At 50.0% G+C, this 25,133-nt stretch carries 19 protein-coding genes; 14 read left to right on the top strand and 5 right to left on the bottom strand.

Going from position 1 to position 25,133, the window contains the following annotated elements; translation table 11 throughout:
- Positions 1-78: 78 nt before the first annotated feature.
- From RS889_RS15025 to potE, 4 genes are all read left to right on the top strand, one after another.
- Positions 79-567: an arginine repressor gene (locus tag RS889_RS15025; RefSeq protein WP_021015354.1), complete on the top strand. Its 489-nt coding sequence runs from the start codon at positions 79-81 to the stop codon at positions 565-567.
- Positions 568-1,349: 782 nt separating this feature from the next.
- On the top strand, positions 1,350-1,454 hold the full coding sequence (gene speFL, locus RS889_RS15020) for a leader peptide SpeFL (RefSeq protein ID WP_157831385.1): 105 nt from the start codon (positions 1,350-1,352) through the stop codon (positions 1,452-1,454).
- A 454-nt stretch (positions 1,455-1,908) separates the two neighbouring features.
- Positions 1,909-4,071: an ornithine decarboxylase SpeF gene (gene speF / locus RS889_RS15015; protein ID WP_315707848.1), complete on the top strand. Its 2,163-nt coding sequence runs from the start codon at positions 1,909-1,911 to the stop codon at positions 4,069-4,071.
- Between the two features lie 78 nt (positions 4,072-4,149).
- Entirely contained in the window at positions 4,150-5,478 is a 1,329-nt protein-coding gene (gene potE / locus RS889_RS15010; RefSeq protein WP_315707847.1) for a putrescine-ornithine antiporter, read from the top strand.
- A 166-nt stretch (positions 5,479-5,644) separates the two neighbouring features.
- Here the strand turns inward: potE and betA are convergent, their stop codons facing one another.
- Genes betA through betI form a run of 3 tightly spaced genes read right to left on the bottom strand, consistent with a single transcriptional unit; the run spans position 5,645 to position 9,441 of the window.
- Complete coding sequence (betA, locus tag RS889_RS15005) at positions 5,645-7,330, bottom strand: choline dehydrogenase (RefSeq protein WP_315707846.1); 1,686 nt, start codon at positions 7,328-7,330, stop codon at positions 5,645-5,647.
- A gap of 24 nt (positions 7,331-7,354) precedes the next feature.
- The gene (gene betB, locus RS889_RS15000; RefSeq protein ID WP_315707845.1) at positions 7,355-8,827 is read right to left on the bottom strand and encodes a betaine-aldehyde dehydrogenase; all 1,473 of its coding nucleotides are present in this window, start codon (positions 8,825-8,827) and stop codon (positions 7,355-7,357) included.
- A gap of 26 nt (positions 8,828-8,853) precedes the next feature.
- Entirely contained in the window at positions 8,854-9,441 is a 588-nt protein-coding gene (gene betI, locus RS889_RS14995; protein WP_021015359.1) for a transcriptional regulator BetI, read from the bottom strand.
- A 371-nt stretch (positions 9,442-9,812) separates the two neighbouring features.
- On the opposite strand from betI, the gene RS889_RS14990 reads away from it, so the two are divergent.
- Positions 9,813-11,849, top strand: a complete 2,037-nt coding sequence (locus RS889_RS14990) for a choline transporter (protein WP_315707844.1) — start codon at positions 9,813-9,815, stop codon at positions 11,847-11,849.
- A gap of 108 nt (positions 11,850-11,957) precedes the next feature.
- Here RS889_RS14990 and RS889_RS14985 read toward each other — a convergent pair whose 3' ends face one another.
- Both RS889_RS14985 and RS889_RS14980 read right to left on the bottom strand, forming a co-directional pair.
- Positions 11,958-12,857 (bottom strand): proline iminopeptidase-family hydrolase, encoded by a 900-nt coding sequence (locus tag RS889_RS14985; RefSeq protein ID WP_315707843.1) that lies wholly within the window; start codon positions 12,855-12,857, stop codon positions 11,958-11,960.
- Between the two features lie 102 nt (positions 12,858-12,959).
- The gene (locus RS889_RS14980; RefSeq protein WP_315707842.1) at positions 12,960-13,715 is read right to left on the bottom strand and encodes a LuxR family transcriptional regulator; all 756 of its coding nucleotides are present in this window, start codon (positions 13,713-13,715) and stop codon (positions 12,960-12,962) included.
- 380 nt (positions 13,716-14,095) lie between these two features.
- On the opposite strand from RS889_RS14980, the gene RS889_RS14975 reads away from it, so the two are divergent.
- From RS889_RS14975 to RS889_RS14935, 9 genes are all read left to right on the top strand, one after another.
- The gene (locus RS889_RS14975; RefSeq protein WP_315707841.1) at positions 14,096-15,034 is read left to right on the top strand and encodes an ABC transporter permease; all 939 of its coding nucleotides are present in this window, start codon (positions 14,096-14,098) and stop codon (positions 15,032-15,034) included.
- A complete protein-coding gene (locus tag RS889_RS14970; RefSeq protein WP_315707840.1) occupies positions 15,031-15,876 on the top strand; it encodes an ABC transporter permease in 846 nt (281 codons plus the stop codon). The genes RS889_RS14975 and RS889_RS14970 overlap by 4 nt, the downstream gene beginning before the upstream one ends.
- Positions 15,873-16,865, top strand: coding sequence for an ABC transporter ATP-binding protein (locus RS889_RS14965; protein ID WP_315707839.1), 993 nt, complete (start codon positions 15,873-15,875; stop codon positions 16,863-16,865). Before RS889_RS14970 ends, RS889_RS14965 begins: the two co-directional genes overlap by 4 nt.
- Entirely contained in the window at positions 16,855-17,889 is a 1,035-nt protein-coding gene (locus RS889_RS14960; protein ID WP_315707838.1) for an ABC transporter ATP-binding protein, read from the top strand. The genes RS889_RS14965 and RS889_RS14960 overlap by 11 nt, the downstream gene beginning before the upstream one ends.
- Positions 17,870-19,384 carry an ABC transporter substrate-binding protein gene (locus tag RS889_RS14955; RefSeq protein ID WP_315707837.1) on the top strand — a complete coding sequence of 505 codons (1,515 nt, stop codon included), beginning with the start codon at positions 17,870-17,872 and terminating at the stop codon, positions 19,382-19,384. Before RS889_RS14960 ends, RS889_RS14955 begins: the two co-directional genes overlap by 20 nt.
- Positions 19,385-19,958: 574 nt before the next feature.
- Complete coding sequence (locus RS889_RS14950; protein WP_315707836.1) at positions 19,959-20,876, top strand: LysR family transcriptional regulator; 918 nt, start codon at positions 19,959-19,961, stop codon at positions 20,874-20,876.
- A gap of 733 nt (positions 20,877-21,609) precedes the next feature.
- Positions 21,610-22,605, top strand: a complete 996-nt coding sequence (locus RS889_RS14945) for an enoyl-CoA hydratase/isomerase family protein (protein ID WP_315707835.1) — start codon at positions 21,610-21,612, stop codon at positions 22,603-22,605.
- A gap of 488 nt (positions 22,606-23,093) precedes the next feature.
- A complete protein-coding gene (locus RS889_RS14940) occupies positions 23,094-23,966 on the top strand; it encodes a beta-keto acid cleavage family enzyme (protein WP_315707834.1) in 873 nt (290 codons plus the stop codon).
- The gene (locus RS889_RS14935) at positions 23,963-25,132 is read left to right on the top strand and encodes a thiolase family protein (RefSeq protein ID WP_315707833.1); all 1,170 of its coding nucleotides are present in this window, start codon (positions 23,963-23,965) and stop codon (positions 25,130-25,132) included. The genes RS889_RS14940 and RS889_RS14935 overlap by 4 nt, the downstream gene beginning before the upstream one ends.
- Position 25,133: the final 1 nt, after the last annotated feature.

The following is a 25,133-nucleotide window of genomic DNA, read 5'->3' as shown; positions in this document are numbered from 1 at the left end:
GGCTGATGTGCAAATTTGCCTTAGTAAACCCTTTATTTCCTATAAATTTGGCACTCTATTGTCTACAGGATTGTCGTTATGGTGAAGAAATCTCGAACAACACTCGATAAGGAACAGGCTCAACTGGCTCTTTGCCAGCAGCTAATTATTGGCAATAGCTATAGTTCTCAGGAGCAACTACGTAAGGAAATGCAACGGCGTGGGTACCAGGGAATTAGTCAATCCACTATTTCCCGGCTGTTAACGCTGCTCGGCGTCATTAAAATCAGAAACGCGAAAGGACACAAAATCTATGCACTTAGTCCACAAGGGCAACCTGAACCGGATGCTTCCCGACCGATCGCCGATATGGTGGTACATGTTGAGCATAACCATGAGTTTATCCTGATTTCCGTTGTTTCCGGTTATGCGCGGGCGGTTGCGCGAGTCATTGATCACCACGCTCTGCCAGAGGTGTTGGGCGTGGTGGCGACCAGCAATATTGTCTGGATCGCCCCACGGGATACCCGCAATATTTTGCAGGTGCACCAGCGGGTTCTGCGTTCTCTGGGGTTGGAAGACGTCTAACGGTCGCCTTTCCTGTCTGGCTGTGCAGCAAGGGCAGGGCGTGATAGCCCTCACACAGGAATAACAACGTAAGCGGTTCCGCGTCTGAGTGATGAATTCTTTAAATGGCGCAGTGATTATGGTCTGAGAGGGGTGATATACCGTTCTCAGATTTTTTGTTTGTGCTGTGTACTGATTCCAGATAACGACCTGTCTTTGAACCGAGGGCCGAAAATTTTCACCTGTTCACAGCATTACTCCCTGAAACGATAAAATTATGCTTATCTTCATGCAACAAGTTACTCATATAACTAATTGTATTTAATGAATTATTGTTGGTTTTCGCTTTTTCCCATTCTGATGTGGGTATTTTTTACAACCTATTTATTTGAACTGCATCACATATTCAACAATTCGGTTAAATTTCAATAGTGCATAGTTATGCAATATTTATGCACTCCAGTTTTGATTCTCCGCATCTGCCATAAATTCTTCCCGGCAGGTAACACCTTATGAACATGTCCCCCCAGCATTGCACTATAATGGGGCATATTACTTAGCAAGGAAACCATTAATGTTTCCAGACTGTTAATGAAATAATGATTTAAAAATAGAATAATAAAATTAACGTATAAATAAAGGAGAAAATAAAAGTCAAAATAAGTGTTTTTTTATGCAAATAAATCCATTTCTGACTGCATGGTTATTTATAATGAGCGGGAATAATTGATCTATATCACCGTTTGATGGCTTTTTAACGCTAGAATTAGCGCTAAATCATCAACCCAAGAAGGTGTCAGAAAATGGAAAATAATAACCGTTTTATGCCGCATATCAGGCGGGTTACTCATCTAATGAAGATGTCTTGTCGCAGTTGCTTTACTTTTGCCTACTTCAATAAAAAATAGTCGCCCTTCTTCAATGGCATCCGTTAATTTTGATTCTCAATTATTACGGACTGTCATCCATCTCTGTTGAAACAAAAACTCACTTCGATTATTTTTTTCGAAAGGTGATGCTTTGTCTTCAATAATTGGTATCACTGGATACGTCCTTAATTATTGTAATCATTGCTGTAACTTACGGCATTACATGTTTGCGTAGTCAACGGTAATCGGAAGAACAATTCTACTTGTCATACTTCAAGTTGCATGTGTGTTGGCCGAGCTTATTCACCCGAATCACTTACGTGAGTAATCTCATCGGGATTTATTAGCTTTCCGCCTTCCTGTAACTCGAATTATTTAAAGTATACAAGAATTGTCAGGCTTCCTTGCGCCCTGAATTAGGCAAGTAATAAGTTGGACCGATTAATTCGGTCTGACGGGATTGATTCACCCTAAAATAAAAGAAGATAACCAGATGCAAAAATTAAAAATTGCCACTAGTACATCGGTACAATCCTGCTTCGAAATACAAAGGGAAGTGGTGGATATTAATCATACTGATTTTACTGATATTGCGGCGGTCGTGATTTCAGTTGATGACGTTAATAATGGCATGATTAAACAGGTAGAAAATACGGGATTCTCTATCCCGATATTTATTGCGGTTTGCTGTGAAGAAGAATTAGACAGTACGACGTTATCGTCGTTGACCGGGGTATTTGAACTGTGTACAGCGAATACTGACTTTTATGGTCGGCAACTGGAAGCGGCAGCGGCAAAATATGAAAGTGAACTATTGCCGCCGTTTTTTAATACATTAAAACAGTATGTGGAGATGGGGAATTCAACCTTTGCCTGTCCGGGGCATCAAGGGGGGCAATTCTTCCGTAAACACCCTGCGGGTCGCCAGTTTTTTGATTTTTATGGCGAAACGATATTCAGGTCGGATATGTGTAACGCAGATGTCAAACTGGGGGATTTACTGATCCATGAAGGTGCCCCTTGCGACGCGCAAATTCACGCGGCTAAGGTCTTTAACGCCGACAAAACCTACTTCATTTTAAATGGAACCTCTGCATCCAACAAAGTGGTCACCAATGCGTTATTAACCCGCGGCGATCTGGTGCTGTTCGATCGTAATAATCACAAATCCAACCATCATGGTGCACTGATTCAGGCTGGCGCCACGCCAGTGTATCTGGAAACGGCCCGTAACTCGTTCGGTTTTATCGGCGGTATTGATGCCCACTGTTTTACGGAAAAATATCTGCGCGATCAAATCCGCCAGGTTGCCCCGGAACGCGCCAGCGAAGCACGGCCATTCCGATTGGCCATTATTCAACTCGGTACTTATGACGGCACCATTTATAACGCGCGCCAGGTCGTGGATAAAATAGGCCATCTGTGTGATTACATTCTGTTCGACTCTGCCTGGGTTGGCTATGAACAGTTTATTCCCATGATGAAAGACTGCTCGCCGTTGCTGCTGGAACTGAACGAAAACGATCCCGGGATTCTGGTGACACAATCGGTACATAAACAGCAAGCCGGTTTTTCACAGACATCGCAAATACATAAAAAAGATAAACATATCAAAGGACAACCCCGTTATTGCAACCATAAACGCTTCAATAATGCTTTTATGCTACATGCGTCCACCAGTCCGTTTTACCCATTGTTTGCCGCATTGGATATCAACGCCAAAATGCATGAAGGGGAGAGTGGACGTCGCTTATGGCGCGAATGTGTTGAGCTGGGTATCGAAGCGCGCAAGATGCTGCTGGAAGCTTGTAAGATGATTAAGCCTTTTGTGCCGGTTACTGTGGATGGCCGCCCCTGGCAGGATTACGATACCTCTGTCATGGCCAATGATCTGCGTTTCTTTAATTTTATTCCCGGTGAAAAATGGCATGCATTTAGTGGTTATGACGAATCACAATACTTTATTGATCCTTGTAAATTACTGTTGACGACACCGGGTATTGATACCAATACCGGTGAATATACTGAATTCGGTATTCCGGCTACGGTATTAGCCAATTACCTGCGTGAAAATGGTATTGTGCCGGAAAAATGTGACCTCAATTCTATTCTTTTCCTGCTGACTCCGGCGGAAGATATTGCCAAAATGCAGCATCTGGTCGCATTGCTTGCCCGTTTTGAAAAACATATTGAACAAAATACATTGCTGAGCGAGGTGTTACCTACCATATATAAAAATAACGAGATCCGTTATAAAAATTATACCCTACGGAAACTCTGTCAGGAAATGCACGATCTTTATGTTAGTTATAATGTCAAACAGTTACAGAAAGAGATGTTCCGAAAAGATTATTTTCCTGCCATCGCCATGAATCCACAAGATGCCAATACTGAACTTGTTCGCGGTAATGTTGAATTAATTCCTCTGTGTAAAGCAGAAGGGCGGATCGCTGCAGAAGGCGCATTACCGTATCCTCCCGGCGTATTATGTGTAGTTCCTGGGGAAATATGGGGTGGTTCGGCATTGCATTATTTTCTGGCATTGGAAGAAGGTATTAATTTATTGCCGGGTTTCGCACCAGAATTACAGGGTGTCTATATCCAACAGGACGATGATGGAATAAAAAGAGCTTATGGCTATGTCATTAATTGCTAATTAATACCAGTGAATTTACTGAAATACCCTGTGTCAGTAATACATTATCACCAGGGAAAACAGAAAGAGAGATTAACTATGAGTAAGTCCAATAATAAAATGGGCGTAGTCTCGCTCACGATTTTGACGACCGTAAATATGATGGGGTCAGGTATTATTATGCTCCCCACCAAATTAGCCGAAGTAGGGACGATATCCATTATATCCTGGCTGGTAACCGCGGTTGGTTCAATGGCACTGGCTTTCGCTTTTGCCAAATGTGGCATGCTAAGTCGTAAGCCCGGAGGAATGGGTGGATACGCTGAATATACCTTCGGCAAGCCCGGTAACTTTATGGCGAATTACACTTACGGGGTTTCTTTGCTGATCGCCAACATTGCCATCGCGATTTCGGCGGTCGGTTATGGCATCGAATTGCTGGATACGTCGTTGTCGCCGTTTGGTATCTGTATCGCAACCATCGGCGTGCTATGGTTGGCCACTGTCGCCAACTTCGGTGGCGCACGGATTACCGGGCAACTTAGTAGTATCACCGTGTGGGGGGTAATTATCCCGGTAGTAGGAATATCCCTGTTCGGTTGGTTCTGGTTCAGCAGTGACGCCTATGTTTCGTCCTGGAATCCGCATCATGTGCCAACGTTTGAAGCTATCGGGTCGTCTATCTCCATGACATTGTGGGCATTCCTGGGGTTAGAATCCGCTTGCGCCAACACCGAAACTGTGGAAAACCCTGAACGTAACGTCCCTATCGCAGTATTGGGCGGGACATTAAGCGCGGCGGTCATTTATATTATCTCAACCAATGTTATCGCCGGGATTGTGCCTAACATGGAGTTGGCCAATTCCAATGCACCATTTGGTCTGGCGTTTGCCCATATGTTTAATCCGACAGTGGGTAAAATCATCATGGCATTAATGGTGATGTCCTGTGTGGGCTCTCTGCTGGGTTGGCAGTTCACTATTGCCCAGGTGTTTAAGTCTTCTGCCGATGCCGGTTTTTTCCCCAGGATTTTCTCAAAAGTCTCCAAAGCGGATGCGCCGGTTAAAGGCATGCTGGTCATTGTTATCCTGCAAAGTGCTATGTCATTGATGACAATTAGTCCGTCGCTGAGTAAACAGTTTGATGTACTGGTTAATCTGGCGGTGGTGACGAATATCATTCCGTATATTCTGTCGATGGCAGCGTTACTGGTTATTCAGAAAATGTCTGGTATTGAAGCGGGTAAAGCGCGCATCGCTAATGTGATTGCCTTTATCGGTGCTTTGTACAGTTTTTATGCACTGTACAGTTCCGGTTCAGATGCGATGATGTGGGGCGCGATTGTGACGTTCCTCGGCTGGACGCTGTACGGGTTGGTTTCTGCACGGTTTATGGCATCGAAGCGGATATCGGAAGGAACGCGTTAAACGGCCCTCTCTCTGTCGTTAATAACGTCCATCCCCTGGCAAGGGAAGGGATCAGAACCAGAACGATTATCATCAAACTCAGTCCCATTGTTATGCAATGGGACTTTTTACTGTTTGCTTTCAACTCTTGTCCGAAAGCGGCCTGAGTGGGCGAAATCAGAATCTGTCAGGCAATTTCTCTAACCGGTGCTGTTCTGGCCGGCGTATCCCCGGCGACGAAATAGTTGGCCGTGCTTTTCGCCAGCGGCTGATGACCTCGTATGCGATCGGCTATCTTTTCGGCCATCATGATGGTGGTAGCGTTAAGATTGCCGGTAATGATTTGTGGCATGATGGACGCATCGACAACCCGCAGCCCTTGAATACCATGCACACGTCCCTGACCGTCCACCACCGCCATTTTGTCCTTACCCATCTTGCATGAGCATGACGGGTGGAATGCCGTTTCGGCATGTTCGCGGATAAAGGCATTCAGCTCTTCATCACTTTGTACTTGTGCACCAGGGCTGATTTCCCGACCACGATAGGGATCCAATGCCGGTTGCGCCATGATTTGACGGGTAATGCGGATCGCGTCACGAAACTCTTGCCAGTCCTGCTCTGTTGACATGTAATTAAACAAGATACTAGGATGTTGGTGTGGATCCTTTGACCTGACCTGCACACGACCACGACTTGGTGAGCGCATTGAGCCGACATGTGCCTGAAAACCATGCTCTTTCACCGCATTACTGCCGTTGTAGTTAATGGCTACCGGTAGAAAATGATACTGGATATTCGGCCAGTCAAATACCTTGCTGCTACGAATAAATCCGCCCGCCTCGAACTGATTGCTGGCGCCCACACCGGTGCCTTTTAGTAACCATTCCACGCCTATCTGTGGCTGATTGAACCACTGCAACGCCGGATAGAGCGATATGGGTTGTTTACAGCTATATTGCAGGTACATCTCCAGATGATCTTGCAGGTTCTCGCCGACCCCGGGTAGATCGTGTATCAGCGGAATATCCAGCCGGTTGAGCAGTTCAACTGGCCCCACTCCGGAACGTTGCAGGATTTGCGGCGAGGCGATGGCACCAGCGCACAGCAAAACTTCCCGGCGGGCACAGGCATTTCTGGCACGGCGTTCATCACCTCTGAAATAGCTGACACCGACGGCACGCTTGCCATCAAATAAAATCCGGTCGGTCAGTGCGTGGGTGATGATGGTCAGGTTTTTACGCTGACGGGCTTGATCCAGATAACCTCGGGCAGTGCTGGCCCGACGCCCTTGCGGCGTCACGGTGCGATCCATTGGACCGAAGCCCTCCTGCTGATAACCATTGAGATCGTCGGTGCGTGGATAGCCCGCCTGAACCCCGGCTTCCACCATCGCATGGAACAGTGGATTGTTGCCTTCCTTCGGTGTGGTGACACTCACCGGTCCATCGCTACCGTGAAAATCATCCGGGCCGCAGTCACGGGTTTCCGCTTTGCGGAAATACGGCAGGCAATCAAGATAACTCCAGTCCTCCAGGCCGGGAAGTGTGGCCCAGTTATCAAAATCCAGCGCATTGCCACGGATGTAACACATACCGTTGATCAATGATGATCCGCCCAACCCTTTACCGCGCCCACACTCCATGCGACGGTTGTTCATGTGCGGTTCCGGGTCAGTTTCATAAGCCCAGTTATAGCGTTTCCCCTGTAACGGGAAAGCCAGTGCCGCTGGCATCTGGGTGCGGAAATCCAGCCGATAATCTGGCCCGCCAGCTTCCAGCAGCAACACCGTTATGGTCGGATCTTCCGTCAAACGGGTTGCCAGCACGTTGCCGGCCGAACCAGCGCCAATAATGATGTAGTCGTATTCCATCGGATATTCCCTCCTGTTTATGGATTAGAAAACCGAGCTGAAATTACCCAACTCAATCTGTACCGATTTGATTTGTGTGTAGTGTTCCAGCGTACTGATCCCGTTTTCACGTCCCACGCCAGACTGTTTGTAACCCCCAACCGGCATCTCCGCCGGGGATTCTCCCCAGGTGTTGATCCAGCAGATACCCGCCTGAAGCTGATGAATAACGCGATGTGCCCGGCTGATATCCTGGGTGATCAGTCCCGCTGCCAGGCCGTATTCCGTTGCATTGGCACGGTGGATAACTTCATCTTCATGCTGATAGCCAAGAATGCTCATCACCGGCCCGAATATTTCTTCACGCACGATCTGCATCTCATCACGACAGTCGGTAAATACGGTCGGTGCGACATACGCGCCCTGTGCCAGCGGGCCTTCCGTCAAACAATGTCCGCCGGTCAGCAACGTGGCGCCTTCGCGCTTACCACTATTTATATAGCGCATCACCGCATCCCGGTGTTGAAAACTGACCAGCGGGCCAAAGTTGACGTGCGGATCGGTAGGATCGCCAATACGGATACGGTTTACGCGGTCAACAATTTTCTGCTCAAAGGCGCGTAGCAATGATTGCGGCACAAACACCCGTGTTCCATTGGTACAAACCTGTCCTGAGCTGTAGAAGTTGGCCATCATGGCGATGTCCGCCGCTTTATCGAGATCCGCATCGTCGAAAATAATCAGCGGGGATTTCCCCCCCAACTCCATGGTGACCTCTTTCAGCGTTGAACCTGCTGCATTGGCCATCACCTTTTTGCCGCTGACGACACCGCCGGTGAAAGAGACCTTGGCAATCCCCGGATGTCCGGTCAGCCATTGCCCCACCTCTTGACCGTTGCCGGTTAATACGTTGAACACGCCATCCGGCAAACCGGCCTCGGTATAGATTTCCGCCAGTTTGAAGGCGGTCAGCGATGTGACTTCGCTCGGTTTAAAGATCATCGCGTTGCCTGCTGCCAACGCCGGGGCCGATTTCCATAAGGCTATCTGGATAGGATAGTTCCATGCGCCGATACCGGCGACAATGCCGAGTGGCTCATGGCGGGTGTAGACAAACGCGCTGTCACGCAGTGGGATCTGCCGCCCTTCCAGTGCCGGGATCAGCCCGGCGTAATATTCCAGCACATCAGCGCCGGTAACAATGTCAACTGTCTGGGTTTCGGACAGGGGTTTACCGGTGTCGGCAGTTTCTATCGCCGCCAGTTCATCGTTGCGTACGCGCAGGATATCCACCGCCCGCCGCAGGATGCGCGAACGCTGCATGGCGGTCATCGCTGCCCATATTTTCTGCCCGTGCTCGGCGGCGGCCACTGCGTTGTCAACATCCGCTGCGCTGGCGGCCTGAATTTGCGCAATGATTTCGCCGTTGGCCGGGTTTATGGCATCGAAAGTGTCATCACGGGTGCTGTCGGTATAGGCACCGTTGATATAGAGTTTTTGTAAGCCGTAGCGGGACATGGTTTCTCCAGTCTTTTTCGTGGCGATTAAACGCCATTCAGTTGCTGCTCAATAAACTGATGGGTGATCAGCAGGGCTTCATCGCGGTTAAAGGTTTGCTCACTCAATGCGCTGCGTAACCATAATCCATCAATCAGGCCCGCCATTCCCTTGGCGGCCAGTCGCGCATGATCGCGAGGCAGACACCGCCTGAATTCGGTGCATAAATTTGAGTAAAGTCGGCGATTATTGACCCGTTGTAGCCGATAGAGCTGAGGGCTATGCATACTGCTGGCCCAGAATGCCAGCCAGGTCTTCATGGCGGCGCTGTTGGTTTGGCTTTCATCGAAATTGCCTTCGATAATGGCTCGCAAACGGGTACGTGGATCGTTGTCGTTCAACGCGGCAAGCCGTTGTGTGACAGCCTCGCCAAGGCGACTTAACAAGTAACGCATGGTCGCTTCCAACAGGCCATTCTTGTCACGGAAGTAGTGACTGATAATGCCATTAGATACGCCAGCCCGACGTGCAATCTGTGAAATCGACGCATCGTGCATTCCTACTTCGTTCACTGCGGCCAGTGTCGCCTCAATCAATTGCTGCCGTCTTATCGGCTGCATTCCTACTTTGGGCACGGGTTTGACTCCCATCAATCCAATCAATAAATGCCATCAGAAAAGCGGTCTTCTGATGGACCGTCTGTCTTCAATTATGTCCATTAAACTTTTTTTTGATTGAACGTTCAATCAAAAATGAATATATTTTATTACCGCCGCGTTAATAAATTGTATGATTTGTGGTCGGTGATTGTTGAATTTCAGGCATTAATTCTCTACAGAGAATTAATGATTTTTTGGGTTCGTAACGAGTGGAGGAAGGCAAGTGTACTCAGCGGATCTCCCGTGGTTAGCCTGGTGTCATTGGCTTACTTCATCCTGATATGCGCTAAGGCACGCTTACCCAACTCACTCTGGAGCTTTAACTTTAAACCTATGCAGGGGAAACGATGGCGACTTCAGACATCGACACAAAACCGCAAAAGGATACGATAAATCCGGTGGTGTTTTTTACGTCCGCAGGACTGATCCTCGCGTTCACGTTAATGACTATTTTTTATCCCGTACTTTCCAATAAATGGATCGGTATTGTTCTCAATTGGGTGTCGGTTACGTTTGGCTGGTACTATCTGCTGGCCGCCACGCTCTATATCGTCTTTGTGATTTATATCGGGGCCTCGCGTTATGGTTCCATCAAACTCGGGCCTGAACAATCCAAGCCAGAGTTCAGCCTGTTAAGCTGGGCGTCGATGTTGTTCGCCGCGGGCATCGGTATCGATCTGATGTTCTTTTCGGTCGCCGAGCCGGTAACACAATATATGATGCCGCCGGAAGGCCAGGGGCAAACCCTGGAAGCGGCGCGTCAGGCGATGGTCTGGACCTTGTTTCACTACGGGCTGACTGGTTGGGCAATGTACGCGTTGATGGGGATTGCCCTAGGGTATTTTAGTTACCGCTACAATTTGCCGCTGACCATTCGCTCGGCGCTTTATCCGATTTTCGGTAAGCGTATTTACGGCCCGATTGGTCACAGCGTGGACATCGCTGCCGTCATCGGTACTATTTTTGGCATTGCCACGACACTCGGGATCGGCGTGGTGCAGCTTAATTACGGCCTCAACGTTCTGTTCCACATTCCGGAAGGCCTGACGGCGCAAGCAGCATTGATTATGCTGTCTGTGGTGATGGCGACCGTCTCGGCAACCTCTGGTGTTAACAAAGGTATCCGCTTTCTCTCCGAGCTAAACGTGCTGCTGTCTATGGGACTGATTCTGTTTCTGCTGTTTTGGGGCGATACGGCATTTCTGCTGAATGCACTGGTGCTCAATGTGGGTGACTACATCAATCGCTTTTTAGGGATGACGCTAAACAGTTTTGCTTTTGATCGACCGACCGACTGGATGAATAGCTGGACGCTATTTTTCTGGGCCTGGTGGGTTGCCTGGTCACCGTTTGTCGGCTTGTTCCTGGCACGTATCTCACGAGGCCGGACCATCCGTCAGTTCGTGGCGGGAACACTGATTATTCCGTTTATCTTCACCTTGCTGTGGCTGTCTATCTTCGGGAATAGTGCGCTGTATCAGGTTCTGCATGGCAATATCGGTTTTGCCAAAGAAGTGATGGCGTATCCGGAGCGTGGTTTTTACAGCTTGCTGGCACAATATCCCGGATTTACCTTCAGCGCGTCAGTGGCAACCATCACCGGTCTGCTATTTTACGTCACCTCGGCGGACTCGGGTTCTCTGGTGCTAGGGAACTTCACCTCTCGCCTGACTGACATCAATAATGACGCACCCAACTGGCTACGGATTTTCTGGTCTTTGGCTATCGGTTCGCTGACGTTGGGCATGTTGATGACCGACGGTATTACCGCTTTGCAGAACACCACGGTGATAATGGGATTACCGTTCAGTTTTGTGATGTTTTTTGTCATGGTTGGTTTATATAAATCATTGAAAGTGGAGGATTACCGTAAAGCTGGGTCGCAGCAAATCTTCGCACCAATACCGGTTTCTGGCGATGAAGTGCTGAACTGGAAACAGCGTCTGTCCCGGGTGATGAATTATCCTGGTACTACCCATACCGAGGAGATGTTGAATACAGTTTGTCGTCCGGCCATGCAGGACGTGGCCCGGGAGTTGGCGTTGCGTGGGGCGAAAGTGGAATTCAACGAACTGCCGCCGCAGGACGATGAACGCCTGAACCATCTGGAATTGCTGGTCCGGCTGGGTGATGAGGAGAACTTTGTGTATCAGATCTGGCCGCAACGCTATTCGATACCGGCATTTACCTATCGGGCGCGCTCAGGCAAATCTCATTATTACCGGTTGGAAACCTATCTTATGGAAGGAACTCAGGGCAATGATCTGATGGATTACAGTAAAGAGCAGATCATCAATGACATTCTTGATCAGTACGAACGTCATATGCAGTTTCTGCATATCCATCGGGAGGCTCCGGGGAACACGCTGACCTTCCCGGGGTAATGCCGCGTAGTCTGAAGCGTCATCATATTACTGTGATTCCGCTTCAGGCTCCCGTCAGGCTGGTGATAAAAACCGGTCTGAAATGATCTCTGCCAATGAGGGAAATGTTCAGGCGGGCGTTTTTCGTTGCAGAAACGTCGCCACTTTGGCCATGCAGGCTTCGCGTTCTTCAACGTGCGGCATGTGGCTGGAGTGTTCAAAAATCACCCATTCCACATCCTTGATGTGATCCGCGAAAGGCTGCACCACTTCAGGTGCTGCTTCGTCATAATAGCCAGAAATCAGCAGTACCGGGACGTCGATAGCGGACAGGCGATCAATCACCGTCCACTCTTTCATACTGCCGATGACATGGAACTCGGTGGGGCCGTTCATGGCGTGATAGACCGTCGGGTCGAGGTCCATGGCGTCAAAGGTGCGCTTGACGTCGTCTGGCCAGGGATTGAGGCGGCACACATGGCGCTGGTAAAATACTTGAGACGCGGCTTTGTACTCGTCGCTGTCCAGCGTACCAGCAGATTCGTGGGCCAGTAGCGTGGCCTGCACCTCCTCTGGCAATTCGCTACGCAGACGGGATGCGGCTTGCAACCATAAGGCCATTGAGGCTGGCGAGTTGGCGATGATCAGCGCTTTCAGGCCCGGCGGATTGGTGACGGCATGTTCGGCACCCAGCATGCCCCCCCAGGATTGTCCGAGCAGCGCGTAGTTGTTTTCAATACCGAGATGACACAACAGGGTATCCAGTTCAGCCAGAAACAGTGACGGCTGCCAGAAATCAGCGGGTTGGTCGGGAAGATGAGTGGAGCGGCCATTACCCAGTTGGTCGTAATGAATGACTGCCCGGCCGGTTTTAGCAATATCACGAAAGGCATCCACATAGTCGTGGGTGCATCCCGGTCCGCCGTGTGCCACGACCAGCGGCGTCATGCCATTGTGAAGGTTGCCGCAGATACGATACCAGGTCTGATATTCCAGATAAGGCGCGTAGCCTTCGGTGATGTTGTACATAACGTTTCCCTTGTCGGTGAATAATAACCACAGGGTAAACGTCCGGGCGGTGTTGAACAGCTAGTAAAAAAGATAGAAAAAGCACGGCGTTCTGACGCGTGTTCAACTATTGAGCAGACGATAGTGCAGGGCGCGAACCACCGCTTGTACACGGTTATTGGCACCGAGTTTGCGCCCCGCAGTATTAAGATGCAGCGTCACGGTGGCGATCGAACGGTTAAGTTTGCGAGCGATCTCTTTGGCCGTCAGTCCTTCGGCCGCCCAGGACAGACATTCACGCTCGCGTTTACTCAAGTGCACATGATGGCAGGTGAGAACACGATCATCAAACAGCGGATAGATATGCTCTTGAAAGGTCTGTGCCAGCAAACTGAATTCGGCCAGTACGTCATGAATATCCAGCTCATGCCCGGTACCGGTGTGAATGCCCGTCACGGTCACGAAACCACCATGAGGCAGATGCAACGGCACGGTCGCGCCACTGGGCATATTGTTGTCACACATGTAGTGAGTGACGGGTTTGTTCTTGTCGCTGAGCCGATTGTGCAGTGAGGTGCTATCTGGCCGTTGATAAGACCAGATGAAAGGGGCACAGCTTTCCAACGCATAATGTTGCACTGGGTCGACCTGATAATAACCGCTCTCACTCCACAGCCGTTGCATATCGGCAGGCACGTTGTACATATGCAGTATCGACGGCGTGATCAACTCACCTTCCAGCGAACGTGGCACGGGTGTGTAGTCATAAATCAGCGCGTCAAAACCAAGACGGGATGTCTGCGCGAAAAGTTGGCTAAACGCGCTATCCACCGTTGTTTCCCGCATTGGTGTGGTTCTGTCTTGCACCGCGACCTTCATGAAACCATCTCCTCTTCATCGGCACTTGTCTATTCGGGCACAAATACTGCTACCGATCAGACATCATGCAAACACGGTGCCAGCTTCCTCATTACGAAAAACTAGTATTTTTACTAACTACCGGCGGCATACCACAGAGGCTAACGTAGCCGTGGGCCTGGCAAGTATCCATCAGAAGCAGGGGGCAACATGATAAAGCGTGACCATTCAGCGCAGCAGCAAAGGCGGAATGCCCGAATGGAAGGTCTGGGCAGTATGACGTGTTATACCGCGTTGCACCAAGTCGGTGCGCAGCCATGTCCGACATTCAGGTGGCATACCCATGATCCGTTGTTTCGCCACCGTACACCGAATTTTAAGCATCACATGAGGGGATAGCCATGCACCGTTACCGCTTTATGTTGTGGCGCCCGTTGCAATTGCTGCCGGTATTGTTTGGCATCAGTGTGCTCACTTTTATTATGGTGCGAGCCATTCCCGGCGATCCGGCGCGCATTCTGCTGGGGGTGCACAGTACACCAGCCGCTATCGCCCGCGTTCGTGCGCAATATGGACTGGATGAACCGCTGTGGCTGCAATATTTCTATTTTCTGCGCAATTTGCTGCACGGTGAGATGGGCAAATCGATTATCTATCGGGTTGATACCCTGAAACTGATCATGTCACGTCTTGAACCGACACTCTGTCTGGTGTTGGGCAGTGTGCTGCTATCGATACTGTTTACCGTACCACTGGCCGCCAGTGCCGCCCGTCATCGCGGAAAGTTGGCCGATCAGGCTGTCCGTCTATTCTCTACCATTGGCCTGGGTTTGCCCTCGTTCTGGTTGGCGATCATGATGATTTTGCTGTTCAGCCTCTCGCTGGGGTGGTTTCCGGTATCGGGCTATGGCAGTGACTGGGGCGAACGTTTGCATCACATGTTCTTACCTTGTCTGACGGTCGCGCTGGCGTTGTCCGCCGTGCTGACCCGTAATTTGCGCGCCAGCCTGCTGATGGAATTACAAAACGATTATGTCACCGCCGCTCGGGCGCGTGGACAGAGCGAAAATCGTATTTTCTGGCGTCATGTTATACCGAATTCACTGGTGCCGACTGTCAATCTGCTGGCGGTCAATATCGGGTGGCTAATTGGCGGTACCGTGGTAATTGAAAGTGTTTTTGCTATTCCCGGCATGGGGCAATTGCTGGTTAAGGCGATCATCAGCCGTGATTACATGGTGGTTCAGGGCGTGGTGCTGGTATTTTCCCTGGCGACGGTGGTGGTGAATCTCCTGGCTGACGTGTTGACCGTGGCGCTAGACCCGAGGGTGAAACTATGAGCGCGATGACCATCCTCTCTGGTGTCAAACGTCGCTGGCTACCGCGCCAGCAGGCGTTAAGAACCGGCATGGCGATTCTGTTTGTTTGGGTGTTACTGGCTCTGTTTTGTCCCTGGTTGGCACCTTACGATCCCATCGCTCAGAACGTTGCCGCGACACTGTTGCCGCCCGGTCTGCTTCATCCTTTTGGTACCGATAACTTTGGCCGGGATATTTTTTCCCGGGTGATGTGGGGCACACGGGTGGATCTGCAAATCTGCATCATCGGGGTGATTTTCCCCTTTACCATCGGTACGGTCATCGGCGCGTTTTCCGGGTATCTCGGTGGTGCGGTGGATACCATCTTGATGCGGATCATCGATATTGTGCTGGCGTTTCCATTTCTGGTGTTGATGTTGTCGATTATTGCCATTCTTGGCCCAGGACTCGGCAGTTTTTATATCGCTATGGCGATGGTGGGATGGGTGTCTTATGCGCGGTTGGTGCGCTCACAGGTGCTGACGCTTAAACATCGGGACTTTATTCTGGCGGCGCGAAGTCTGGGTTATAGCCACCCGCGCATTCTGTTTATACATATATTACCTAACGCGCTTACCAGCTCGATCGTGTTTTCCATGTCTGACTGCGTGCTGGTGTTGCTCAATGGCGCGGCAGTGAGTTACCTCGGTCTTGGCGTTCAGCCACCGATTGCCGAGTGGGGCGTGATGGTGGCCGAAGGCCAAAGTTTTATCACCACCGCCTGGTGGATAACCACGTTTCCCGGACTGGCCATTGTTGTGTTGGCGATGGGCTTCAGTCTGCTGGCTGACGGATTGGGCGACAAGCTGGGAGCACAACCATGACACTGTTGCAGGTTTCAGGCCTGATGATTGAAGACCGTCAGGGTACGACGCTGGTGGATACGTTGTCACTGTCATTGGACGCCGGGGAAATTCTCGGTCTGGTGGGGGAGAGCGGCTCAGGAAAAACCCTGACCTGCCGGGCGATGATGCGTCTCTTACCCGGTGAGGGATTGACGATTCGCGAGGGTCAAATCAGGCTCAATGACACGGATGTATTGACGCTCAACGACAAGCAGATGACTGCCATCCGCGGTCGGGAAATTGGCATGATTTTCCAGAATCCAGCCAGTCATCTGAACCCGGTGATGACCATCGGTCAGCAGATTGCCGAAAGTCGGCGTCTGCATTTCGGCGCCAGTCGCCACGATGCGCGCCAGCAGGCGATTACATTATTACGTCAGGTTGGCATCCCCGATCCGGTTCGGCGAGTGGACAACTACCCGCATGAATTTTCTGGCGGTATGCGTCAGCGCGCCATGATTGCCGTGGCACTGGCCTGTGAACCGAAGGTGTTGATTGCCGATGAGCCCACCACAGCGCTGGATGTCACCGTACAGATGCAGATTCTACGACTGCTTAGCGACCTGCGGGACAGGCTGGGCATTGCCATCATTCTGATCACTCATGATCTCGGCGTGGTGGCACAAACCTGTGATCGCATTGCGGTGATGTACGGTGGGAGACTGTGTGAATCTGGGGATAAACGTCAGGTACTTGCGCAGGCGCGCCATCCCTATACCCGAGGGCTGATTGATTGCCAGCCCGCCAGCGAGGGTGGATTAGGGCGATTGATCACCCTACCGGGTCAGCCGCCATTGGCGCAGCGTTTTCCCACTGGTTGCCGTTTTCATCCACGTTGCCCGCACGCCACCCTTGACTGTCAACGTGTTCAGCCGGTGATGCAGACTGCCACGCCTGGCAGTGCGCATGCTGCCGCGTGTCACCATCCGTTACATGCCATGCTGTGTGGGAGGGAACATGGCCAGTAAATCGTATCCATTGCTGGAAGTGGAAGATCTCTCGGTCGTTTTTCCGGCGTCCGGTGGTTTTAGTCCTAAAAAACGGTATGTTCACGCCGTCAATGAGGTGTCCTTACACATTCAGGCCGGTGAAACGCTGGGGCTGGTGGGGGAATCCGGCAGCGGGAAAAGCACGCTGGGCCGGGCGATTCTGCATTTGGAACATGCCACTTCAGGCCGTGTACGTTTTGACGGTCGATTGATTACCGATGGGATGAGGCCGGATATTACTCGGTTGCGCCAGCAAACCGCGATGATTTTCCAGGACCCGTTTTCGTCGTTGAATCCGCGTCAGACGCTAGGTGAAAGCCTTGCCGAAGTGCTGCGTGTGCATCACAAAGTGGCGGAATCTGCCATCGCGGCACGGGTTGCCGAGTTGTTGACGCTGGTAGGTTTGAGCCCGGAGCAGGCGACGCGCCGTCCGCAGGCATTGAGCGGTGGGCAGTGCCAGCGGGCGGGTATTGCCCGGGCGCTGGCCATCGAGCCGCGTTTAATTGTTGCCGATGAATGCGTGGCGGCGCTAGACGTCTCTATTCAGGCGCAAATTATCAACTTGTTGATGGACCTGCGTGAGCGTATGGGGCTGGCGATTCTGTTTATCGCCCACGATCTGGCGATTGTGCGTCGTCTGTGCGACCGGGTGGCGGTGATGTATCTCGGCCGTATTGTGGAAAGTGGGCCAACACCCATCGTTTTCAGCACGCCGCGACACCCGTATACCGCGGCATTGGTCGCAGCGATTCCCGAGATTGACCCTGACCGGCCACTACCCAGGCATTCGCTACAGGGCGAGCCACCTAGTCCGCTGGATATTCCTGCCGGTTGCGCTTTCCATCCACGTTGTGCCTATGCCTTACCGTCATGCTGTCAGGGCACAGTACCCGAAACCCGGCATATTGCCGACCATGCCTTCGCCTGCGTGCTTGATGACAGCAGCAGCGACAGGATTTATCCGTTGACTGAGGAAATGTTACATGAAGCAAAAGCATTTTAACGTTATTGCCGCCGGGCTGATGCTGGCGTTCAGCCTGGTCAGTGAAATGGCACAGGCTGCCGGGATTCTCACTATTGGACGCCATGAAGACAGCACCACGTTTGACCCGATAAAATCGGCACAAAACGCGGATAACTGGGTGTTCTCCAATGTGTTTGATCCGTTGATTCGCGTTGATGACAGTGGCACAAAATTGGTGCCGGGACTGGCGGAAAGCTGGAGTATTTCTCCGGATGGCAAGGTCTATACCCTGAAAATGCGTGACGCCAAATTTTCAGACGGTACACCGGTGACGGCGGCCGATGCCGTTTTCAGCCTGCTGCGTATCCGGGACAATGCCGAATCGTTGTGGCGAGATTCTTACAGCATTATTGATAAGGCGGAAGCCAAAGATCTGCACACGTTGGTGATCACCTTGAAAACGCCGTCAGCGGCATTTCTGTCACAGTTGGCGTTGCCTAATGCTTCGGTGATATCGCAACAGGCGTTGACCAGGCAAGGTGAAGAGGACTTTGCCGAACACCCGGTAGGTTCTGGTGCTTTTAGTGTCAAAGAATGGGATCGGGGCGAGAAGGTGGTGTTGGTGAAGAACCCCTATTACTGGGAAGCCAACAAAGTGAAACTGGATGGCGTGGAATGGCTGACGCTGCCGGATGACAACACCCGTATGTTGAAAGTGCAGGCTGGCGAGATTGATGCGGCTTTGTCTATCCCCTTCTCCCGCATCGCGTCGCTGCAAAAAGATCCCAACCTGAACGTTGATCTGGACCGCTCAACCCGCGAAGATCACTTGCTAATTAACCATTCACATGGCCCGTTAGGCAAGGTGGCGGTGCGTCAGGCGATAGATTTTGCGATAGATAAAAAAGCCATCGTCGATACCATCACGTTTGGCTACGGTAAAATCGCCAATTCCTATATTCCTGAAGGGGCGCTTTATCACTACGCGGATAATCTGCAACGGCCTTACAATCCACAAAAAGCCAAGCAGTTGTTAGCCAGTGCCGGCGTAAAAAATCTGACGCTCAATTATCTGGTGAATGCCGGTGACGAAGTGGATGAACAGATTGCCATTTTGTTGCAGCAACAGTTGGCAAAAGCGGGCATCACCGCCAAATTGCAGAAGGTGGACCCAAGCCAGAGCTGGAGCATGCTGGTTGCTGGCGACTATGACATTGCAGTGATGTACTGGACCAACGATATTCTCGACCCCGATCAGAAAACCACCTTTGTTTTGGGTGATGATTCCAACATGAATTACATGACCCGTTACTATAATGCAAAGGTCAAAGCGTTGGTTGCCGCGGCTCGTGTCGAAATGGATCCGGTCAAGCGTAAGCAGATGTATATCGATTTGCAAAAAATGGCCAAAGCGGATGTGAACTGGATCGATCTCTATTACAGCCCGTACCGCAACGTTACTCGTAAAAACATTAAAGGATTCCACCAAAACCCGTTAGGCCGTTTCACGCTGGAAGAAACGGTGAAGGAGTAATTTTTTGCCATTCCAGGGGAAATAGATACCGTCCAAAATAAAAAATGTATCAAATAGCAAAAGTTAAAAGCCCGCTTAAGAAAACGTAAGCGGGCTTTGTTTTTGTTGTTTGGCACGGCTTACCGTACCGGGGGGAATTTCCATCCCCGGCATTATTATTTTTTAACACATATGAATTTAAGCAACAAAGCGGCATTAAATATTATATCTTTCAATGAATATTTATATTCTCAGGTAAATGATAATATAAATTATTTGGTTACGGACTGTTATTTTGCATGCCGCTTTTATTGGAACCCTATTTTTTGGTATAACGCCCTAAATTTGACGCCTTTAGATTAGCCCGACGACACCTGGTTTCAGTCGCTTTGGTGGGTGTTGCATTTTTCGATGTTGTGCGTTCCATCAATTCCATTTATTGGCGCCGTTCGTCTCGTTTCCCGCTCTCGTTATTGTGGAAAAATCACGACTGATGGGAATGTATGTGCTGTGACCCCTCTCACTGCTTATTTTTGCTCACCAATATAGGATAAAAATTCCTGTATCACGAAGCGGTGTTAATACTGAGGGCTCTATGAAAATCCAGTTACTGCGTGAATTCCTGATGTTGTCAGAGTGGCTTAATTTCACCAAGTCGGCGCAAAAGCTCCATATTACACAGCCTGTTCTCAGCCGACACATGAAAGAGCTGGAAGCCTACTTTGATGTAGAGTTATTTCGCCGTGACACTCATAAAGTGGAATTGACTGGTGCCGGTCAACTATTGTCTGCGGAAGTGCGTAAAATTACCCAGCAATATGATGACTCAATGTCGGTAATGCGTACGTTCACTGGCCAAAGTCGTCGCCATCTGTCAATTGTTTTTCTGGGGGAAGCCATCAGTCAGTTGTTGATTGATCTGGTGGATAGTTTCCGGTGCCAGTATCTGGATGTGGTGGTCGACTGTCGGGACAGTGAACTGGACGAGGCTCTGGTTCTGCTGGATATGGGGAAGTCTGATCTGGGCTTTCTCATTCGCCCCAATTTTATACCGCAGCGTGCAAATTTTTGTTCATTGCCATTTCAGACAGACCCGCTGTGTGTGGCAGTGAATCGTCATCATCCATTGGCCAATCGTCAACGTGTATCTCTGAAGGAGATTGTCAACTGGCCGATCATTCGAGTTGATCCGCGTGAGTTTGCATTGTCGGAGCTTTACAGTACGCATTTTCTCAGCAGCCGTGACATTCAATTTACGTTATACAAGGAATACCCGAATCTGAAAACCTGTTGTTTCGATCTGGAGATGAATCGCCATGCCGTGTTGTTGATGCCTAAACATCGCGGTTATCTGCTGGGTAACAACAGTGTTTTGCTGGAAGTGGATGATCAGGATTGTGAATTTATTCTGGAACTGGTGTGGGACCGGCATAATAGCAATCCGTGTGTAAATTTGTTTACGCGTAAGTTCAAAGTGTTTCTGGATCGTGAAGGAGAACTTCTGACGGCATAACGTGATAATCGTGTTTATATCTGTCATTTTTACATTGTCGCTGTGCTGTCTGTCCTTAGTGACTTGAGTCAATCGGGCCGAGCCATTTCTGGCGTCGCGGCAAACTAATTCAAATCCGTTCCTGGCAGATTTGCCACTTATCAGAATTATTTACTGATGTAAGCACCCGGAGGGCTTTTGCTTACCGCCTTCCTGCAACTCGAATTATTCTGAGAACATGCTCAATATCGTCGTTTCTCTTCGTTGAAAAATAAAAGACATCAGAATGGGAATTAACCAAGATCGATTGAATAATATACCTAATTTTTTATTTTCGAATGAATTAAATAACGGAATTTCTGTATTTTTAATTTATCTATTTGCTGTTTAGCCTTTAAATTTATCATCTCTGACAAATGGTTATGTTGAAATGACATAACTAAAAAAATAAAAAGAATTTCTCCTGATTGAGCATGAGGTGATACGTTTTCCTGTGTTGGAACACAACGGAAATAAGATATGAATAATCATTACTTAAATGATGGCAAGAAATAGAATTTGTAACGTCATATCCTGAAATCAATATCTTCAGGTTGTGTATATCTATGCCCAATGAATGTCGAGATGCCGCCAGATGGCGACGGGATATATACCAGGCTCTGGGTTAATTCAGTCACTGGGATATGTCGAGAAGCCAATACCGCGGCAATCAATGTCGTTAGATTTCACTACATTTCCAAAAAAGGAGTAAATCATGGTGATTAAAGCCAATTATGAGTCCGATGCCGGGAAGCGGAAAGAAATGTCACACAAGGAGTTGGGAACCATTCCGCATATGCCTTTCGAAGAATACTCAGAAAGACTGAAACACTGCTTCACCATGAAGCGGGAGAATGGCATTCTTGAAGCCCGGCTGCATACCAATGGCGACAGTCTGCAATGGGGGGCACCTGCGCATCAGGCCCTTCACTACTTCTTCGACTGGGCCGGACGGGACCCGGATAATGAAATCATTATCCTTGGCGGAACGGGCAAGGATTTCATGAAGGGTATTGGTCGACTGGATGATAAAGGAAAATGGCAACCGGCTACCGAGTTTGCTTCTGCGCCGGAAGAGGCATGGAAGATGTATGAATATCAGTATTATGATGGAACAAATGACATAGAAGGGCAGGTCTTCGATGTTGAAGTGCCCACTATCGGTGTATGGAACGGTGCTGCTTTCCACTCTGATCTTGTCCTGTTCAGCGATATCACGCTTTGTACTGAAGATGCGTGGACAACGGAGATGCATTTCCGGGTGAACATGGTACCCGGTGACGGTGTGCAGATTGCATGGCGGGAACTCATGGGTCGGAAGAGATATGCCTATGCGGAGCTGACTGGGGAGATTATCACGGCACGCAAAGCTCTTGCTCTGGGTATGGTCAACGAGATCTGTCCTGATACGGAAGCGGCTTACGATCGGGCCAGGGAGATCGCCGAACTCATCATGCGGACTGGCACTCGTGTCACCCGCCGCATTACTACTCAGCAACTGCGTAAGGCTTGGAAGGAAGACATAGCGAACGAGCTCCGTAACGCTTTCTCCACTGAGATGTTCGTGACCGCCACTGAGCACTCCCCGCACGAAGTCAATTACTGGAATTGGGCGCACGAAGAAGCAGAACTCGTCAAAGCCGCCGAGAAGAAAGGCAAGGTTGTTCGTCCGAGAATCGACGGTGGTCAGGAAGAGGATGAAATCAAGTAAAAGGCCTGATTTAAGCCTGATTTCCTTCTGAGCCATCGTCCTTTAGTCAGCAGGAGGCAGGGGCTGCGGTCACCTAAATCGATAATAAAAGGACTATGTCAGATCTCTGACATGGTTCTTTTTATGACGCATGTAACGCTCTCCGATGTACAAGTGACAGCCATTGTTTAATATGACACTCAATTCTGTTGTTTTTTTCAAAATCTAACATCAACGTCTTTTTCAACAGTTTTAACGCTGTTGTCACTCCGTGTTTTCTCATTTTTTAACCCGCCTGTATTACGAGCAATAACCGATTTCTCGTCAAGATAATACCCCGATGAATTTAATCCATCAGTGTTGCTTTTATCACCAGATATCTTCGCTGCCACCGTTATGTAGAAAGGACATAACTGAAAAAATAAAAAGAATTTCTACTGTTTATACAGCAATGGTACGTTTCGATTCAACCAGTTAAAACTTATCAAACCATAAACGGGAGCGACTCCATGAACACAGGAGACGATGTCATTATTACCGCCGCCTTAACCGGTGCGGTGACACCAAAAAACATCAATGAACATATTCCTCTGACACCAGAAGAAATCGCTGCAGACGCCTATCGCTGCTGGCAGCAGGGCGCTGCCATTGTGCATCTCCATATGCGAGACGATCAGGGACTGGGCACGATGGACAGTAAGAAGTTTGCCGAAACAATCCGCTTACTGCGTGGTTACCATGACTGTGACGCGATTATAAATTGCACAACTTCAGGTGATCATAGGGCGAGTGATGCACAGAGAATGGAACATATTTCCATTTTGAATGGTATTGAAATGGCATCCTGGGATGCCGGGTCGTTTAACTGGATGCCCAGTGGTGTGTTCATCAATTCTCCCCAATTTTTAGGCCAATTGGGCGAAATTCTGACGACACGGGCGATTAAGCCGGAAATAGAGATTTTCGATAGTGGCATGTTAGGTATTGCCAACTACTTTGCCAGGGAAGGCAAACTCTCGTCCCCCTTGCATTATCAATTTTGCCTCGGCGTGCCGGGCGGTATGCCCGCTACGGTAGAGAATCTGCATTATCTGGTGGCGCACATTCCTACTGATGCTACGTGGTCAGCCTTTGGTGTTGGCAAGCATCATTTGCCGATGCTGTTTGCCACGCTGGCGCTGGGAGGGCATGTGCGAGTGGGGCTGGAGGACAATGTCTATTTTAGTAAAGGCGTGAAAGCAACCAATGCACAACTGGTTAATCGCGCCGCTCAGGCCGTCCGCCTGGTGGGTAAACAGGTCGCTACGCCAGCCAGTGCCAGAAAAATGCTGGGGATCCGTCCTCTGTCGTCAGTTGCATCGGAAAGTATGAGGGGATTATGAAAGAAGCAGTCATTGTTTCGGCGGTTCGCACGCCGATAGGCCGCTGTCGTGGCGCGCTGGCATCGGTCCCCGCGCATGTGCTGGGAGCGCTGGTGGTGAAAGACGCAGTGCGTCGGGCCGGAATAGACCCTGAACGCATTGATGATGTCATTTTTGCCAATTTAATGAATAACGAGATCAACAATATGGGGCGGATGGTGGCGTTGGAAGCCGGTCTGCCTATCTCGGTGCCGGGTATTACGCTCGATCGCCAGTGTGCTGCCTCACTTAATGCACTGGCCTATGGTGCCATCCAGATTATGGCCGGTTTTGCTGAGACAGTGGTCGTGGGTGGTGTGGAGAGTGATTCGCGCCGTACCTGGTTACTGGAGAAAACTGAAACCGCCTATTCGGTACAACCGCCACGTTTTGTGGACATTCACACTTCACCAGATCAGCTGGGTAACCCTCCGATGGGTGTGACGGCTGAAAATATTGCCCGTCGCTATGCACTGAGTCGCAGAGAACTGGACGAATTTTCATTGCGTAGCCATTGGCTGTCGGCCACCGCCTGGCAGGAAGGGCGGTTTGACGGACAAGTGGTGCCGGTTTCTCTGTCGGACAAAAAAGGGCAGGAAATCATTATTCAGCGGGATGAATCAGTACGTCCTGATTGCTCACTGGAGACACTGGCATCCTTGCGTCCCTGCTTTTGCAAAGACGGAATGGTTACTGCTGGCAATAGCTCGCCGATGAGCGACGGCGCAGGTGCGCTGGTCGTTATGGAGCGTTCGCTGGCTGAAGCGCAATGTCTGGAGATCCTGGCGGTATTCCGCGGTTATGCCGCCGCTGGCGTGGATCCCAACTTCATGGGGCTGGGGCCGGTGCCTGCTACCGCCAAGCTACTGAAACAAACCGGTATGGCGGTTAAGGACATTGAGCTGTGGGAACTGAATGAAGCTTTTGCCGCTCAGTCTTTGGCCTGTATCCGCGACATCCGGATGGACCCAGATCGAGTTAATCCGAACGGTGGGGCGATTGCATTGGGACATCCACTGGCTGGAAGTGGGGCCATCCTGGCCACCAAAGCTGTTTATGACATGCAACATCGCCATCTGAATAACGCCGTAATCACCTTCTGTGTCGGTGGCGGTCAGGGTGTCGCGGTTCTGCTAACGAGGGAATGAT

Source organism: Brenneria uluponensis (genome assembly GCF_032395385.1).
Lineage (GTDB): Bacteria > Pseudomonadota > Gammaproteobacteria > Enterobacterales > Enterobacteriaceae > Prodigiosinella > Prodigiosinella aquatilis.
The sequence above is the reverse complement of the archived record's forward strand: the minus strand, read 5'-3'. Positions and strand labels throughout refer to the sequence as shown.